The sequence below is a fragment of the Streptomyces sp. NPDC060184 genome (assembly GCF_042728795.1).
Classification (GTDB): domain Bacteria; phylum Actinomycetota; class Actinomycetes; order Streptomycetales; family Streptomycetaceae; genus Streptomyces.
On record NZ_JBHWYX010000001.1, the window covers coordinates 59,685 to 75,371 of the forward strand.

The window sequence follows — 15,687 nt, forward strand, 5'->3', positions numbered from 1 at the left end:
GCATCGGCGTACGTACTCCAGGAGGAAGACTCAGGCGAGGAGCGCCGGAATCGTGCCCTCGTGGGCGGTCCGCAGCTCGCTCAGCGGGATGCTGAACTCGCCCTGGACCTCGATCTCGTCACCGTCCACGACACCGATGCGGGTGACGGGCAGACCCCGCGCGCCGCACATGTCGTTGAAGCGGAGCTCCTCGCTGCGCGGCACCGAGACGACCGCGCGCCCCGCCGACTCGGAGAAGAGGAAGGTGAACGCGGACAGACCGTCCGGGACGACCAGCCGGGCACCCTTCCCGCCCCGCAGGCAGGACTCGGTGACCGCCTGGACGAGACCGCCGTCGGAGAGGTCGTGCGCGGCGTCGATCATGCCGTCGCGCGAGGCCGAGATCAGGATCTCGGCCAGCAGCTTCTCGCGGCCCAGGTCGACCCTGGGCGGCATCCCGCCGAGGTGCTGGTGGACGACCTCGGACCAGGCCGAGCCGCCGAACTCCTCGTGCGTGTCGCCGAGCAGGTAGAGCAGCTGCCCCTCCTGCGCGAACGCCACCGGGGTGCGCCGGGTGACGTCGTCGATCACACCGAGCACGGCCACGACCGGCGTCGGGTGGATCGCCGTCTCACCGGTCTGGTTGTACAGCGAGACGTTGCCGCCGGTGACCGGGGTGCCCAGCTCCAGGCAGCCGTCCGCGAGACCGCGGGTGGCCTCGGCGAACTGCCACATGACGTCCGGGTCCTCGGGCGAACCGAAGTTCAGGCAGTCCGAGATCGCGAGCGGCTTGGCACCGGAGGCGGCGACGTTGCGGTACGACTCCGCCAGCGCGAGCTGCGCACCGGTGTAGGGGTCGAGCTTCGCGTAGCGGCCGTTGCCGTCGGTCGCCATGGCCACGCCGAGGTTGGTCTCCTCGTCGATGCGGACCATACCGGCGTCCTCGGGCATCGCGAGCACGGTGTTGCCCTGCACGAAGCGGTCGTACTGGTCCGTGATCCACGTCTTCGACGCCTGGTTCGGCGAGGAGACGAGCTGGAGGACCTGCGCGCGCAGCTCGGCGGCGTTCGCCGGACGGGCCAGCTTGCCGGCGTCGTCCGCCTGGAGCGCGTCCTGCCACTCGGGGCGGGCGAACGGGCGGTGGTAGGTCGGGCCCTCGTGGGCGACGGAGCGCGGCGGCACGTCCACGATCTGCTCGCCGTGCCAGAAGATCTCCAGCTGGGAGCCCTCGGTCACCTCACCGATGACGGTGGCGATGACGTCCCACTTCTCGCAGATCTCCAGGAAGCGGTCCACGTGCTGCGGCTCGACGATCGCGCACATGCGCTCCTGCGACTCGCTCATGAGGATTTCCTCGGGCGAGAGGGAGGAGTCGCGCAGCGGCACGGTGTCCAGCTCGACGCGCATGCCGCCGGAACCGGCGGACGCCAGCTCGGACGTGGCGCAGGAGAGCCCGGCGCCGCCGAGGTCCTGGATGCCCGCGACGAGCTTCTCCTTGAAGATCTCCAGGGTGCACTCGATGAGGAGCTTCTCCTGGAACGGGTCGCCGACCTGGACGGCCGGGCGCTTGGCCGGACCGGTCGACTCGAAGGTCTCGGACGCGAGGACCGAGACGCCGCCGATGCCGTCGCCACCGGTGCGGGCACCGTAGAGGATGACCTTGTTGCCGGGGCCGGAGGCCTGGGCGAGGTGGATGTCCTCGTGCTTCATCACGCCGATGCAGCCGGCGTTGACGAGCGGGTTGCCCTGGTAGCAGGCGTCGAAGACGACCTCGCCGCCGATGTTCGGCAGGCCGAGGCAGTTGCCGTAGCCGCCGATGCCCGCGACGACGCCCGGCAGGACGCGCTTGGTGTCGGGGTGGTCGGCCGCGCCGAAGCGCAGCGGGTCGACGACCGCGATCGGGCGGGCACCCATGGCGAGGATGTCGCGGACGATGCCGCCGACGCCGGTCGCCGCGCCCTGGTAGGGCTCGATGTACGACGGGTGGTTGTGCGACTCGACCTTGAAGGTGACCGCGTAACCCTGGCCGACGTCGACCACACCGGCGTTCTCGCCGATGCCGACGAGCATCGCGTCGTTGGCGGGGACCTTCTCGCCGAACTGCTTGAGGTGGACCTTGCTGCTCTTGTAGGAGCAGTGCTCGGACCACATCACGGAGTACATGGCGAGCTCGGCGCCGGTGGGACGGCGGCCCAGGATCTCGCGGATGCGGGCGTACTCGTCCTCCTTGAGGCCGAGTTCCTTCCAGGGCTGTTCGGCGTCCGGGGTCTCGGCCGCGTGCTTGACCGTATCCAGGCTCATGCGTTGACCAGCTTCTTGATGATCGAGGTGAAGAAACCGAGGCCGTCCGTGCCGCCGGTGCCGATCAGCGGCTCGACCGCGTGCTCGGGGTGGGGCATGAGGCCGACGACGTTGCCGGCGGCGTTGCTGATGCCGGCGATGTCACGGAGCGAGCCGTTGGGGTTCACGTCGACGTAGCGGAACGCGACGCGGCCCTCGGCCTCCAGCTCGTCGAGCGTGCGCTCGTCGGCGGTGTACCGGCCGTCCATGTTCTTCAGCGGTACGGAGATCTCCTGGCCGTCCGCGTAGTCCGCGGTCCAGGCGGTCCCCGTGTTCTCCACCCGCAGCTTCTGGTCGCGGCAGATGAAGTGGAGGTGGTTGTTGCGCAGCATCGCGCCGGGCAGCAGGTGCGCCTCGGTCAGGATCTGGAAGCCGTTGCAGATGCCGAGGACCGGCATGCCCGCCTTCGCCTGCTCGATGATGGTCTCCATCACCGGCGAGAAGCGGGAGATGGCTCCGGCCCGCAGGTAGTCGCCGTAGGAGAAGCCGCCCGCGAGGACGACCGCGTCGACCTGGTGCAGGTCCTTGTCGCGGTGCCACAGCGATACGGGTTCGGCCCCCGCGACGCGGACCGCGCGCAGCGCGTCCTTGTCGTCGAGCGTGCCGGGGAAAGTGACGACGCCGATACGAGCGGTCACTTCGCGGCCTCCTCGGACTCCACCTTCACGACGAAGTCCTCGATGACGGTGTTCGCGAGGAAGGTCTCGGCGAGTTCGTTGATCCGGGCCAGGGCGGCGTCGTCGACCGGCCCTTCGACCTGAAGCTCGAAACGCTTCCCCTGGCGAACGTCGGCGATTCCCTCGAAGCCGAGACGGGGCAGTGCGCGCTGCACCGCCTGTCCCTGCGGGTCGAGGATCTCCGGCTTGAGCATGACGTCGACTACGACGCGTGCCACTGGCACTCCCAATGGTGTGGTGCGGCTGGGTCTCCGGGGGGTTCCCCAGACCCCGGCGGGTCCTGCCAGCGTACCTGCCGGAAATTTCTACGCGGGTAGACAAGGATCTGCGGATCACGTGCGGATATCGATCACCACCGGCCCCGGGAAAAGCCCGCGGAAAAAACCAGTACCGATTGCGGACGGACACGCGAAACAATTGGGCGGGCTTCACAATGCCGTACCACCGCTGTACAAATGATTACCAAGGAAAGCATCGCGGCTCGAAGAACACCGGAACACCGACGCCTCGGAATCGAGCCCGGGGCCCGCGGGCCCGGCCCGATCCGACAGTTGAGAACCCCAGGCAGCCGGAAGGCCGGCGTCCGCGCACGTCAAGACGAGCGGACGCCGCAGGAAAGGACCGATATCCGTGGCGCAACGCGTAGTGGTCACGCTCTCCGACGACATCGACGGGGGACAGGCGGCGGAAACGGTCACTTTCGCCATCGACGGGAAGTCCTACGAGATCGATCTCAATCCCGTCAACGCGAAAAAGCTGCGGAAGACCCTGGCGCCGTACGTGGCAGCCGGTCGAAAGCAGACAAAAGCCGGAAAGCACGGCAAGACCCCCGTTTCCTACCGCCACACCTCCCTCGCCCCCGACCCGGCGGCCGTCCGCGCCTGGGCGCGGTCGCACCAGATGGACGTGCCGGCCAGGGGACGCATCCCGAAGAAGGTCTACGAAGCTTTCGAACAAGCGAGTTGAGCACCGGGCGGGACCCGGCGGCGGCACCCGGAGGTCCGCGGCGAGCTCCGGGACGGCTCGCACGCAGCCTCGCCGCGACATCCGCGGGGGAGCCGACTTGCGCTCCACCCCCGCAGTTCGGATAGAGTCTGGATCACGCCAAGGGGCAAGGCCGAAAGGCCCCAACCACAGCAGCGTGCGGGTGTAGTTCAGTAGTAGAACACCCCCCTTCCAGGGGGGAGGCGCAGTGTGCGATTCCTGTCACCCGCTCTGCATCGCTTTCCGACCACTCCGGTGGATCGGGTAGAGTGGTGCTCGCGCCGCCCGGTGAAAGCCGAGCGGAGGCAATGCGGACGTAGCTCAGTTGGTAGAGCGCAACCTTGCCAAGGTTGAGGTCGCCAGTTCGAACCTGGTCGTCCGCTCCAGAGGAAAGACCCCGGTCGTTTTCGACCGGGGTCTTTTTCGTGTGCACGGGATGCGTGCGCGGGATGCGTGCACGGGATGCGTGTGCGGGGCGGGGCCGGGGACTTCTTTCCGCCGGCACTGATTTTTTCGGGCTCCGGTCCGGCGGGGTCGGCAGCCGTGTCCGTCATGACGGATGTCATGCGGGATGGTGACGGCTCGCACTGCCGCCGGGCTCCGGCCCCGGCCAGCCTGGATGCATGACCAGTGACGCCCATGGCGGCGAACCAGGCCCTGCCGGTACGCCGGTGATCGAGGCCCGCGCGGTGCGACGGCGGTACGCGGGCGGCTTCGAGGCCGTCGCCGGGATCTCCTTCTCCGTACCGCGCGGGGAACTCTTCGCGCTGCTCGGCACCAACGGTGCCGGGAAGACCTCCACGGTGGAGCTGCTGGAAGGGCTCGCGGTGCCGGACGCCGGGACCGTGCGCGTCCTCGGCCACGATCCGTTCCGCGAGCGGGCCGCCGTCCGGCCCCGGACCGGGGTGATGCTCCAGGAGGGCGGCTTCCCGTCCGACCTGACGGTGACCGAGACCGTACGGATGTGGGCCGCGTGCACCAGCGGTGCCCGGCCCGTCGGGGAGGTGCTGGAGCGGGTGGGGCTGACCGGCCGTGCCCGGGTCCGCGTCAAGCAGCTCTCGGGGGGTGAGCGGCGGCGCCTCGACCTGGGGCTGGCGCTCGTCGCCCGGCCGGAGGTCCTCTTCCTGGACGAGCCGACGACCGGGCTCGACGCGGAGGGCCGGCGCGACACCTGGGAGCTCGTCAGGGCCCTGCGGGACGGCGGCACCACCGTGCTGCTGACCACCCATCACCTGGAGGAGGCCGAGGCCCTCGCGGACCGGCTGGCGATCATGCACGGGGGCCGGATCGTGGCCTCCGGGACGACGGCCGAGGTCACGGCCGGCCAACCGGCCCGCATCCGGTTCCACCTGCCCGAGGGTGTCCCGGCCGACCGGCTGCCGGCGGGTCTGCGTGGCCGGGGAGGGGCGGCAGCGGGCGGGCGGATCGAGATCCGCACCCGCGCCCTCCAGGAATCTCTGCACGCCCTCCTCGGCTGGGCGGCCGGGGAGGGCGTCGTCCTCGACGGGCTCGACGCCCGGTCCGGTTCGCTGGAGGAGGCGTTCCTGGAGATCGCGCGCACCGGGAGCGGCGGCGCCCCCGGGGACGGGGAGTTCCCCGGGAGCACGGTGCCCGAGGGCGGGACAGGGGCCGGGGCGCGGTGGACGCAGGGGGCGGCGGCATGAGCGTCACCACGGCGGCGGGCACCTCCACGGCCCGCCCCACGACCGGCACCACGACGGTGCGGAGGCTGTACGCCCTCGCCCGCGCCGAACTGACCCTGCTCGCCCGGAACAGGACGGCGGTCTTCGTCGCCCTGCTCATGCCCCTGGCGATGACGGTCGCCCTCAAGTCCTCTCTCGACCGGGTCGATCTCGGCCCCGCCGGAATGTCCGTCGCCGGGGCCGCGCTGACGGGCGGGATCGGGGCGGCGCTGATCCAGGTCGTCCACATGAACCTCGTCTCCACGTACGTCGCCCGGCGCGAGGAGCTGGTGCTGAAGCGGCTGCGGACCGGAGAGATCCGGGACCTGGAGATCCTCGGCGGGACGGCGCTGCCCGCGGCCCTCCTGCTGCTGGCGCAGAGCGCGCTGATCGTGGCGGTCGGCGGGGCCGCGCTGGGGCTGGGGGCGCCGGAGCGTCCCGCCCTGCTGGTGGCGGGGCTGCTGCTCGGCTGCGTCCTGCTCGCCGGGCTCGCGGCGCTCACCTCGGCCGGTACGCGCACGGTGCAGACCGCGCAGCTCACCACTCTGCCGTTCTTCCTCGTCTCCGGGATGGGTTCGGGGCTCTTCGTCCCGCTCGCCGTCCTCCCGGATCGCCTCGCCGCCGCCTGCCAACTGCTGCCGCTGACCGGGGTGATGACCCTGGTCCGCGCCGGATGGCTGGGCGGCGAGTCCGCCGGGGCGCTGGCGCGCGCGGCGGTCGCGGCTCTGGCCTGGACCGGGTTCGCCGTGTTTGCTGGGCGGAGGTGGTTCCGATGGGACCCGCGGCGCTGAACCACGGCGCCGACGGCGAGGGGGACGGAGAAACGGTGATCCGGCGTACGAGGGAGTGGCGGCGCCGCTGGCAGGGACGCGGCCGGCTCCAGCGCATCGACCTCTACCAGCGGGCGACCCTGGAGACGATGCCCTGGTTCTTCCTCCTCACCTGGGGGATCGCCCCGCTCGCCACGGATCTGCGCCACGATCCGCTGCCCTGGACGCTGGGCGGTCTGTTCACCCTGGTCTGCGCCGCCCAGTGCGCGTACCTGCACCGGATCCTGCCCCCCGCTCACCGCTCCTACCTGGGCCGGGGTGCCTTCCCCGCCCGCGGCCTGGCCGTCCCGGTGGTGCTGCTCGCCGCCGGGCTGGGGCTGCTCGTGGTGCTGGCCGCCGCGCACGGGATCGACGGCGACGGGCTGGCGATGTTCGCCCTCGACCTGCCGGTCGCCTTCGTCACCCCCTACGTCCTCCTCGTGCCGGTCCGGACCTTTCTGCTGCACTGCCTGGCGTACGCGGCGGTGAGCGCCGGGCTCTTCGCGTCGGCCGGGGTGCGCGGCGGGACGCTGGCCGGGGTGGCGGGCGCGGGGCTGCTCAGCGGGCTCCTGATGCTGCTGGCGGTACGGCCCTCCGCGTGGAGCCTGAGCGTGATGTGGCAGGCGGAGGAGGCCCGCGACCTTCAGGCCCGGCTCGCGGTGGCGGAGGAACGGCTCCGGTTCGGCCGGGACATGCACGACGTGCTGGGCCGCAACCTCGCGGTGATCGCGCTGAAGAGCGAGCTCGCCGTCGAACTCGCCCGGCGTGGAAAGCCCTCGGCCGTGGACCAGATGGTCGAGGTCCAGCGGATCGCCCGCGCCTCCCAGCAGGAGGTCCGCGAGGTCGTGCGCGGCTACCGGGAAGCGGATCTGCGCGCCGAACTCCACGGGGCGCAGGCGGTGTTGCGGTCGGCCGGCATCGACTGCGCGATCGAGGAGGACCGGGCGGCGGCGGGGCTGCCCGCCGCCGCCGGGTCGGCGCTCGGCTGGGTGGTGCGCGAGGCGACCACCAACGTGCTGCGCCACGGCGACCCGCGCCGCTGCGTGATCCGGCTGGCGGTGATCCGGCTCACGGCACAGAAGAGGTCCGTGCGGCTGACGGTGGAGAACGACGGGGTGGCCGCCGCCCCGGAGCCCGGCCCCGGCCCTGCCTCCGGGGGCTCCGGCCTGCCCGGACTGCGGGAGCGGCTCGCCGCGCTCGGTGGCTCGCTGGAGGCGGGACCGGCCGGGGACGGGGTCTTCCGGCTCACCGCCACGGTGCCGGTGGACGTGCCGCTGAAGGCGGACGTGCCGGTGGCGGGGGACGTGCCGGTGGCGGAGGACTTGTCGGTAGCGGGGGACTTGTCGGTGTCGGAGGGCTCGCTCACCGTGTGCGAGCCGGAACTCGTGGAGGACCGTTGACCGCCGCACCCGGACCCGGACCCGGACCCGCTGACGCCGGCATATCCCCGCCGGTGCGTCTGCTGCTCGCCGACGACGAACATCTGATCCGGGGTGCCCTCGCCGCGCTGCTCGCGCTGGAGGACGACTTCGTGGTGGTCGCGGAGGCGGCGACCGGGCCGGAAGCGCTCGCCATGGCCCTGGCCCACCGGCCGGACGTCGCGGTCCTCGATCTCCAGATGCCGGGCACGGACGGTGTGAGCGTGGCCACATCCCTCCGGGCCGAACTGCCCGGCTGCCGCACCATGATCGTGACGAGCCACGGCCGCCCCGGGCACCTGAAACGCGCACTGAACGCCGGGGTGCGGGCCTTCGTGCCCAAGACGCTCAGCGCCCGTCGACTGGCCGAGATCATCCGGATCGTGCACGGCGGAAACCGTTACGTGGACCCGGAGTTGGCCGCCGACGCGATCTCCGCCGGGGACTCGCCGCTGACCGCCCGGGAAGCCGAAGTACTGGAACTGGCGGCGGACGGCGCCCCCGTGGCGGAGATCGCCGCGCGGGCTTCGCTCTCCCCCGGAACGGTCCGCAACTACCTCTCCTCGGCGGTCTCCAAACTGGGCGTGGAGAACCGTCACGCGGCAGTGCGTTTCGCTCGGGCTCAGGGATGGGTATAGTTGTCATCGCGCTCAGGCGCAGATGCGAACGTAGCTCAGCTGGTAGAGCGCAACCTTGCCAAGGTTGAGGTCGCGAGTTCGAACCTCGTCGTTCGCTCCACGTGAGAAGGCCCCGGTCCTCGTGACCGGGGCCTTCTTCGTGTCCGGACGCCCCTCGGAGCCGTACTCCCTTCCAGGGGAGACGCGCTGCGGGAAACCTGTCGCGGGGAACGCGCTGCCGCCGCCCCCTCGTGGCGGGGGCGGCGGCAGGGTGCGTGGTGGACCGCTGGGCGGCTACTTCCAGCTGAGGCCGGTCAGACGCTCGTACGCCTCGATGTACTTGGCGCGGGTCGCGTCGACCACCTGCTGCGGCAGCGGGGGCGGCGGGGTTTCGCTCCTGCGGTCCCAGCCGGAGGCCGGCGAGGTAAGCCAGTCGCGGACGAACTGCTTGTCGTACGAGGGCTGGGCATGGCCCGGCTCCCACTCGGCGAGCGGCCAGAAGCGCGAGGAGTCCGGGGTCAGCACCTCGTCGCCGATGATCAGCTCTTCGGCACCGTCCGCGCCGGTCGCGTAACCGAACTCGAACTTGGTGTCGGCCAGGATGAGCCCGCGCCCGTGCGCGATGTCCCGGGCGTGCCGGTACACGTCGAGCGTCAACTGCCGCAGCCGGGTGGCCGTCTCGGCGCCGACGGTGTGCGCGACCGCCTCGTAGCTGACGTTCTCGTCGTGGTCGCCCACGGCCGCCTTCGTCGCCGGGGTGAAGATCGGGCCCGGCAGTTCGGAGCCGTCGACGAGCCCTTCGGGGAGGCCGATGCCGCAGACCGTGCGGGAGGCGTCGTACTCGACGAGACCGGAGCCGGTCAGGTAGCCGCGAGCCACGCACTCGACCGGGACCATCCGCAGCGAACGGCAGATCGTCGTGCGGCCCTCCCAGTCGGCGGGGGCACCGGCCGGCACCTCGGTGGAGATGACGTGGTTCGGCACCAGGTCGCCGAGCTGGTCGAACCACCACAGCGACAGCGCGGTAAGCACCCGGCCCTTGTCGGGGATCTCGGTCGGCAGCACCCAGTCGTACGCGGAGATGCGGTCGCTGGCGACCATGACGAGGTCACCCGCCTCGTTCCGGTACAGCTCACGCACCTTGCCGGTGTGCAGGTGGGTGAGGCCCGGAACCTGGACGGGCTCGGGCTTTTCTACGAAACCGGACACGCTGCCTCCGCGTAGGTTGATCCAAGGGTCGCGGTTCCGATTGTCCCGTATGCCGCCGCCACCCCGCCGCGTGGGGCGGTCCGGCGGGGTACGCGCACCGGGGCGGCGACACCCGCACCGGCCCGGCGCCCACCTGCGGACCGCCCTGGCCGCGGGGTCAGTCGCGCCGGCAAGGAGCGGGCAGTCGCGTCGGCCGCAGGGGCCAGTCGCGCCGGCCCGCGGGGTCAGCCGTACCGGCCGCCGGGTCAGTCGCGCTTGCAGATCCGGTTCAGGAGGTTGGCCGTGGCCTGCTGGATGCGTTCGTCGGTGTGCCCGGGACGGTCCAGCGCCGGCGACCAGGCGAATGTCCCGGAGGCGAAGACGAGAGCCCCGGACGGCGCCTGGTAGAGCGAGGTCTCCTGGTGGCGCCGGGCGCCTTCGGAGTCCTCGTACGGCGAATGCGCGAGCAGGATGCGGTCCTCGTGCTCCGGCAGCGCGGTACGCGGGTAGTAGCGGTCGGCCTCGCCCGCCACCAGACCGGCGATCTCCTCGCCCTCCTGCGCGCCGGTGCCCCGCCAGAGCCAGTGGTCGGCGTTGCGCACGATCAGCGGCGAGGGCTCGGGCACCCGGCCCGCGTACTGGATGCCGAGCAGCAACTGCTCCGGCCTGTCGATCTCCCGCCAGAGCGCGGCCTTCCCCGGACCCTGGCGTTTGCGGCAGGTCAGGAGGCGGTCGGGCACCCCGGAGGCGGACGGGGAGAGCGACACCTGCCAGTACATGGTGTTGGCCGACAGGAAGACCAGCGAGGTCCCGGTGTCCCGCGCCAGCTCCGCGGTGCGCCGCATCGGGACCGACCAGTACTCGTCGTGGCCGGGGAAGACCAGGCCCCGGTACCGGCCCGGGTCGACGCGCCCCGCGTGCAGGTCCCGGGCGTCCGCGTAGGCGAGGCTGTAGTCGTACCGCTCGGCCCAGCGGATGAAGTCGTAGGCGTGGCCGACGTGGAGCGGCAGCCCGGCACCCGCGTACGGGCGGTCGAAGGAGACCGTCACCGCGGCCTCCTCCTCGCCCAGCAGCCCGCCCTTCTCGTCCCACGCGTGGTACAGGCTGGCGCCCGTCACGCCGTCCTCGGGATAGAGGTTGTACGCCTGCCACGTGATGTCCGGGAGCAGCAGCAGCAGATCGGCCGGGTGGTCGTCCCGGACCGTGAACGGCACGTGCGAACGGTGTCCGTCGACGGTCGTCAACACGGCGACATAAGCACCCACCGCCCACTGCGCCGGGATCTGGAGCCGCCAGGAAAGCCACCAATGGTGGCAGGAAACAGTCTTGTCGGCGGCGAGCGGAGGGGGCTGCACGATGCCCGACTGGCGCGGGATGGTGGTGATCTTCCGGGCGCCGTCGCCGTCGTAGTGACCGATGCGGTAGATGTCGACGTAGAACGGCTGGGGCGGGTCCACCGTGATGTGGAAGTCGATGGCCTCACCGGGCGCCGCCGCCCCGGGCGACGCGAAACCCTTCACCTGTCGGTGCACGTCATCGGCGGTGCGCGGGCCGCCGCCGCTGCGCCCCAGCTCGGGATCGGCGTACCAGGGGACCACCTGCCCCGTGTCGTTGAGGTAGTTCTCGCTGTTGCGCAGCCAGGGCAGTGGGCCCTGCCCGAACGGATCGCTCACGGCGTGCGCGAGGGCACCCGACTCCCATCGGCGACTGTGCTCCGCCCCCATGACCGGCCCCTCCCTCACGTCCCCCGTACCACTCTGGTGCGCCCTGTGTCAGGGCCGATCCCAGCACATCACATAACGCATGCGGCTCGTCACCGTTCGTCGTGAATTGACGTGAACGGAACCTACCCTTCTGGGTATTGGGCCCGTACCGAGGTCCGCGCGAGCGCGCGGAAGGCGGCGTGCGCCGGGCGAGGGCGCGTGCGCGGGGCACGGGACAGCACCCCGTCGGCCCCGCTTGCGCGGACCGAGTGCGTACACGGTGCCATATTTCCGTATACGGAGGGCCCGTTGCGGCGGACCGGGACACATTTCCGTATTCAGGGGGCGTGTTGGCTCCGCACGGGGCGCGCGTACGAGCCCGAGCGCCGGGGCGGGGTACGTGGTGCGGGGTGGGGCGCGTGTCTCGCTGGTGGCAGGCCCCGAGACGCGGGGCCGTGTGCGTTCCCGGGACCGTGTGGACCGTGTGCGTGCCCGGGGCCGTGTGCGTGCCCGGGGTGGCGGCTTGCGCGGGCGCGGCGCCCGTCGCGGTCAGACCAGGCGGACCGGCTTGTCCTCCCGGATGCCCAGCTCGGACAGCCAGGAGCGCAGCGGCTCCGCGTCGCCGTCCTCCACCAGGCTCAGCACCGGGGTACCCAGATCCGTCCGGCGCGCCCCGTCGACCAGCAGCGCGGGGCCGTCCAGCCAGTCGAGGCCCGGCGCCGCCCCGGCCGTGTCCACGGCCGCGCAGCAGACCATGGCCGTGACGTGGTCGGCGAGCAGCTCCGTGCCCGTACGGGGCGGCTGGAGCGGGAAGAGCGGGAGGGGGCCGGGGCCCCAGAGGTCGAGCGGATCCACGGCCGCCTGGCCGCCGCCGGCCGCCCCGCGGCCCGCCGTACCGGCCGCCGCCGTGCCGTTCGCCGTGGGGGTCGCCGAAGTGGCGTCGGCGGGGGAGGTCGCCGCGCCGTCGGCCGTACCGGTGGCGGGTGACTCCGCCTCGGCCCGGGCGGCGGCCTCCGCGGCTTCCTCGCGGGCGACGGCCGCTCCGACGGCGGCTGCGAGCTCCTCGCCGCCGCCCCGGCCCGCGATGTGGTCGATGACCCGGGCCAGCGTGGGCGCTCCGGCCTCGGCGGTCCGTACGGCCGAGGGGCGCGGGGCGGTGGGCCCGGCGGGAGCGGGCGCGGCCGGACCGGGGGCCGCGGTGCCGAGGGCGTCCATGACGCCGTGCAGCCGCGCCGCCTCCGCACGCCACTTCCGGTCGACGACCTCCTCCGGGTACCGCTGCCAGTCGACCGGCGACCACTCGCCGCCCCGGGCCGGGCCGCCGTGGAAGAGCCGCGCGGCGAGCAGGGACGCCGCCTCGTCGGCCAGACCGGGCTCTTCGAGGAGGTCGCAGGCGGGGCGTTCGCCCAGGCGCGCGGCGAAACCCTCCGCGAGCCGGTCGCGCCGGGACAGCTCGGTGAGCGCGGAGACCACCCCCGCGTCCAGCCGCGCGGGCCACCGCCCCATCCGCCAGGCGGGCAGCGCGACACGGGTCAGCAGCCGGTCCCAGCCCGCGTAGACGAGCCCGACCTGCTCCTGGGCGACGGCGCGCACCCCGTAGTCCACACCCTGGGCGCGCAGCGAGGCGGAGAGCGCGACGCACCGCTCCATCTCGGCGGCGTGCCCGCGACAGCTGCGGAGCAGCAGCCGGGCGGCCCAGCCGGTGAAGGCGCGGGACATCCGGCCGGACACACCGACCAGCGAAACGTTTGACCGCGCGGGCCCGGGGCGGGGGCCCCCGGCGTCCGCGACGACTCCGTCCAGCCCTCGGACGAACCGCCGGGCGGCGGCTATGTCGGGATGCGCCGCGAGGCCCGTACCGGCGACGACGGGGGCGAGTACCGCGCGCAGCTCACCGACGCGCATCCACCAGAGGAACGGCGACCCGATGACCAGCACCGGCGCCGCCCGCTCGCGGTCGCGCCGGTCACCGGCCGGCTCCTCGGGGGAACGGCCGGTCCGCGCGGAGGGGTGGGTACGGTCCTCCAGCCAGCTGTCGCAGTCGGGGGTGAGCGCTATCGCCGAGGGCGCGGGCACGTCCATGCGGTCGGCGAGCTCGCGGACGAGCCGGTAGAGGTCGGGGGCCGACTTCTCGTCCACGGCGACGGTCGGACTGAGCGCCGGCCGGGCCCGCGCGACGGTGACGGCCACCCCCGCGGCCAGCACCAGGAAGACGACGGCCGTCGCGCCCACCACCCAGCGGGCGGTGTTCCAGCCGACGCCGGACAAACGTCCCTGCGCGGTGGCGGCGATCATGACCACGGCCACCGCCGCGGGCAGGATCGCCAGCGCCACCGCACGGCTGCGGATGCGCAGCAGCGCGAGGGCCCGCGCCCGGGCGGCCCGCATGCCCAGGTCCTCACCAGTCTCCGTACCGGACACGACCGGAAGTCACCCCCTCTGCCCCCGCGACGGCGTTGCTCACTCCCCCACTGTGGCACCGCCCTCGGACATCGCAATGTCAGTGGGCCAAGTGCCGGAATCCTTGCGCCGCACCCTAGTTGGGGGTTTCGCGGCCGTCATCCGGATGGCCCAGCCGTCACCCGATGGAATGGCTTTGGGTAAAGCTGCTGACTTATCGCCGCAGATGGGCAATCCCCTCCCCCGCGCACGCAGCGCATACGCGGGGGCGTGCTCCGGCGCACGGAGCGTAAGGGCGGAGCTGGTCGGGTGGTGCGGACGGGGCAGGTGGTGCGGACGGGGGCGGACGGGGGGTGTCGGTGTGAAGCGGATGCCGGGCCGGTGCGGGTGCGATACGTCCGCGGGGGCGGGGGCAGTGCGGGTGCGGTCCGTGCGCCGCGGCGCGGGGGCGGCGCGGGCGCCACACCTCCGCGGGTGCGGGTGGCGGGGGCCTGCGGATACGCCAGTGGCGGCCGAGCTGTCGCGCTCGGCCGCCACTGGGTCGTACAGGGTGGGACTCGTAACCGGGTGGAACGGGAGGGTCAGGCCCCGGCAGCGGCGTCCTCGGCTGCCTTCAGCGCGATGTCCGTACGGTGCTGGGAACCGTCGAGCCGGATGCGGCCGAGGGCCGTGTACGCGCGCTCGCGGGCCTTGCCGAGGTCCGGTCCGGTCGCGGTCACCGAGAGGACCCGGCCGCCCGCGCTCAGGACCGTGCGCCCGTCCGCCTTCGTACCGGCGTGCAGGACGTACGCGTGCGGGGCGTCCTCGGCCGCCACGTCGGCGAGACCGTCGATCGGGTCGCCCGTACGCGGGGTGTCCGGGTAGTTGTGCGAGGCGATGACCACGGTGACGGCGGCGTCGTCGAGCCAGTTCAGCGGCGGCACCTCGTCCAGCGTGCCGTTGGCGGAGGCGAGCAGCAGACCGGCGAGCGGGGTCCGCAGACGGGCCAGGACCACCTGGGTCTCCGGGTCGCCGAAGCGCGCGTTGAACTCGATGACGCGCACGCCGCGCGAGGTCAGCGCGAGGCCCGCGTAGAGGAGGCCGGAGAACGGCGTACCGCGTCGGCGCAGCTCGTCGACGGTGGGCTGGAGAACCGTCTCCAGGACCTCGTCGACCAGCTTCGGGTCCGCCCACGGCAGCGGGGAGTAGGCACCCATGCCACCGGTGTTCGGGCCCTCGTCGCCGTCGAGGGCGCGCTTGAAGTCCTGGGCGGGCTGGAGCGGCACCACCGTGGTGCCGTCGGTGATCGCGAAGAGGCTCACCTCGGGGCCGTCGAGGAACTCCTCGATGACCACCCGGTCGCAGGCGAGCGCGTGGGCGCGGGCCGCCTCGATGTCGTCGGTGACGACGACACCCTTGCCGGCGGCCAGCCCGTCGTCCTTGACGACGTACGGGGCACCGAAGGCGTCGAGCGCGGTGTCGATCTCCTCGGCGGTGGTGCAGACGTAACTCCGGGCGGTCGGGACGCCGGCTCCGGCCATGACGTCCTTCGCGAACGCCTTGGAGCCTTCGAGCTGCGCCGCCTCACCGGACGGTCCGAAGCAGGGGATGCCGGCCGCGCGCACGGCGTCGGCGACCCCGGCGACGAGCGGCGCCTCCGGGCCGACGACCACCAGCCCGGCACCCAGTTCGGTGGCGAGACGCGCGACGGCGTCACCGTCGAGCGCGTCCACCGGGCGCAGTTCGGCCACCTCCGCGATACCGGCGTTGCCGGGAGCGCAGTACAGAGCGGTGACCTCGGGGTCGAGGGAAAGAGAGCGGCACAGGGCGTGTTCGCGGGCGCCGCCGCCGATGACGAGGACCTTCACGGGTGCAGCCTAGCCGCCGGGGGCCGGACGCCTCGACGGCCTC

General features: G+C 72.7%; 12 protein-coding genes and 3 tRNA genes. 8 read left to right on the forward strand and 7 right to left on the reverse strand.

Annotated features, from left to right (window positions below; translation table 11 throughout):
* Positions 1-30 precede the first annotated feature (30 nt).
* The 3 genes from purL to purS are packed head-to-tail and all read right to left on the reverse strand — an operon-like array spanning position 31 to position 3,214.
* Entirely contained in the window at positions 31-2,280 is a 2,250-nt protein-coding gene (purL, locus tag ACFWEE_RS00250; protein WP_386885045.1) for a phosphoribosylformylglycinamidine synthase subunit PurL, read from the reverse strand.
* A complete protein-coding gene (purQ, locus tag ACFWEE_RS00255; protein ID WP_386885046.1) occupies positions 2,277-2,957 on the reverse strand; it encodes a phosphoribosylformylglycinamidine synthase subunit PurQ in 681 nt (226 codons plus the stop codon). The genes purL and purQ overlap by 4 nt, the downstream gene beginning before the upstream one ends.
* Entirely contained in the window at positions 2,954-3,214 is a 261-nt protein-coding gene (purS, locus tag ACFWEE_RS00260; RefSeq protein WP_266706271.1) for a phosphoribosylformylglycinamidine synthase subunit PurS, read from the reverse strand. The genes purQ and purS overlap by 4 nt, the downstream gene beginning before the upstream one ends.
* A 412-nt stretch (positions 3,215-3,626) precedes the next feature.
* Between purS and ACFWEE_RS00265 the strand changes: the two genes are divergently transcribed.
* The 8 genes from ACFWEE_RS00265 to ACFWEE_RS00300 all read left to right on the forward strand — a co-directional run bounded on the left by ACFWEE_RS00265 (position 3,627) and on the right by ACFWEE_RS00300 (position 8,627).
* Entirely contained in the window at positions 3,627-3,962 is a 336-nt protein-coding gene (locus ACFWEE_RS00265) for an Lsr2 family protein (protein WP_386885048.1), read from the forward strand.
* Positions 3,963-4,139: 177 nt separating this feature from the next.
* Positions 4,140-4,211, forward strand: a tRNA-Gly gene (locus ACFWEE_RS00270).
* A gap of 79 nt (positions 4,212-4,290) precedes the next feature.
* Positions 4,291-4,366, forward strand: a tRNA-Gly gene (locus ACFWEE_RS00275).
* Between the two features lie 237 nt (positions 4,367-4,603).
* Positions 4,604-5,644, forward strand: coding sequence for an ABC transporter ATP-binding protein (locus tag ACFWEE_RS00280; RefSeq protein ID WP_386885050.1), 1,041 nt, complete (start codon positions 4,604-4,606; stop codon positions 5,642-5,644).
* Positions 5,641-6,453 (forward strand): ABC transporter permease, encoded by an 813-nt coding sequence (locus ACFWEE_RS00285; protein WP_386885051.1) that lies wholly within the window; start codon positions 5,641-5,643, stop codon positions 6,451-6,453. Before ACFWEE_RS00280 ends, ACFWEE_RS00285 begins: the two co-directional genes overlap by 4 nt.
* Positions 6,435-7,871, forward strand: a complete 1,437-nt coding sequence (locus ACFWEE_RS00290) for a sensor histidine kinase (protein ID WP_386885053.1) — start codon at positions 6,435-6,437, stop codon at positions 7,869-7,871. Before ACFWEE_RS00285 ends, ACFWEE_RS00290 begins: the two co-directional genes overlap by 19 nt.
* A 41-nt stretch (positions 7,872-7,912) precedes the next feature.
* Entirely contained in the window at positions 7,913-8,527 is a 615-nt protein-coding gene (locus tag ACFWEE_RS00295) for a DNA-binding response regulator (RefSeq protein ID WP_386885405.1), read from the forward strand.
* 24 nt (positions 8,528-8,551) lie between these two features.
* Positions 8,552-8,627: transfer RNA gene (locus ACFWEE_RS00300), tRNA-Gly, on the forward strand.
* Between the two features lie 173 nt (positions 8,628-8,800).
* On the opposite strand, the gene ACFWEE_RS00305 is transcribed toward ACFWEE_RS00300, so the two are convergent.
* From ACFWEE_RS00305 to purD, 4 genes are all read right to left on the reverse strand, one after another.
* Positions 8,801-9,715 (reverse strand): phosphoribosylaminoimidazolesuccinocarboxamide synthase, encoded by a 915-nt coding sequence (locus ACFWEE_RS00305; protein ID WP_386885054.1) that lies wholly within the window; start codon positions 9,713-9,715, stop codon positions 8,801-8,803.
* Positions 9,716-9,960: 245 nt separating this feature from the next.
* Positions 9,961-11,418 carry a N,N-dimethylformamidase beta subunit family domain-containing protein gene (locus ACFWEE_RS00310; protein WP_386885056.1) on the reverse strand — a complete coding sequence of 486 codons (1,458 nt, stop codon included), beginning with the start codon at positions 11,416-11,418 and terminating at the stop codon, positions 9,961-9,963.
* A 528-nt stretch (positions 11,419-11,946) separates the two neighbouring features.
* On the reverse strand, positions 11,947-13,818 hold the full coding sequence (locus ACFWEE_RS00315) for a hypothetical protein (RefSeq protein WP_386885057.1): 1,872 nt from the start codon (positions 13,816-13,818) through the stop codon (positions 11,947-11,949).
* A 560-nt stretch (positions 13,819-14,378) separates the two neighbouring features.
* Positions 14,379-15,644, reverse strand: coding sequence for a phosphoribosylamine--glycine ligase (gene purD, locus ACFWEE_RS00320; RefSeq protein ID WP_386885058.1), 1,266 nt, complete (start codon positions 15,642-15,644; stop codon positions 14,379-14,381).
* Positions 15,645-15,687 lie beyond the last annotated feature (43 nt).

What these genes read in the sequence shown, in the direction of transcription:
- purL (WP_386885045.1), bottom strand. Translation starts at nt 2,280, where the DNA reads ATGAGCCTGGATACGGTCAAGCACGCGGCCGAGACCCCGGACGCCGAA.
- ACFWEE_RS00280 (WP_386885050.1), top strand. Translation starts at nt 4,604, where the DNA reads ATGACCAGTGACGCCCATGGCGGCGAACCAGGCCCTGCCGGTACGCCG.
- ACFWEE_RS00285 (WP_386885051.1), top strand. Translation starts at nt 5,641, where the DNA reads ATGAGCGTCACCACGGCGGCGGGCACCTCCACGGCCCGCCCCACGACC.
- ACFWEE_RS00290 (WP_386885053.1), top strand. Translation starts at nt 6,435, where the DNA reads ATGGGACCCGCGGCGCTGAACCACGGCGCCGACGGCGAGGGGGACGGA.
- ACFWEE_RS00310 (WP_386885056.1), bottom strand. Translation starts at nt 11,418, where the DNA reads ATGGGGGCGGAGCACAGTCGCCGATGGGAGTCGGGTGCCCTCGCGCAC.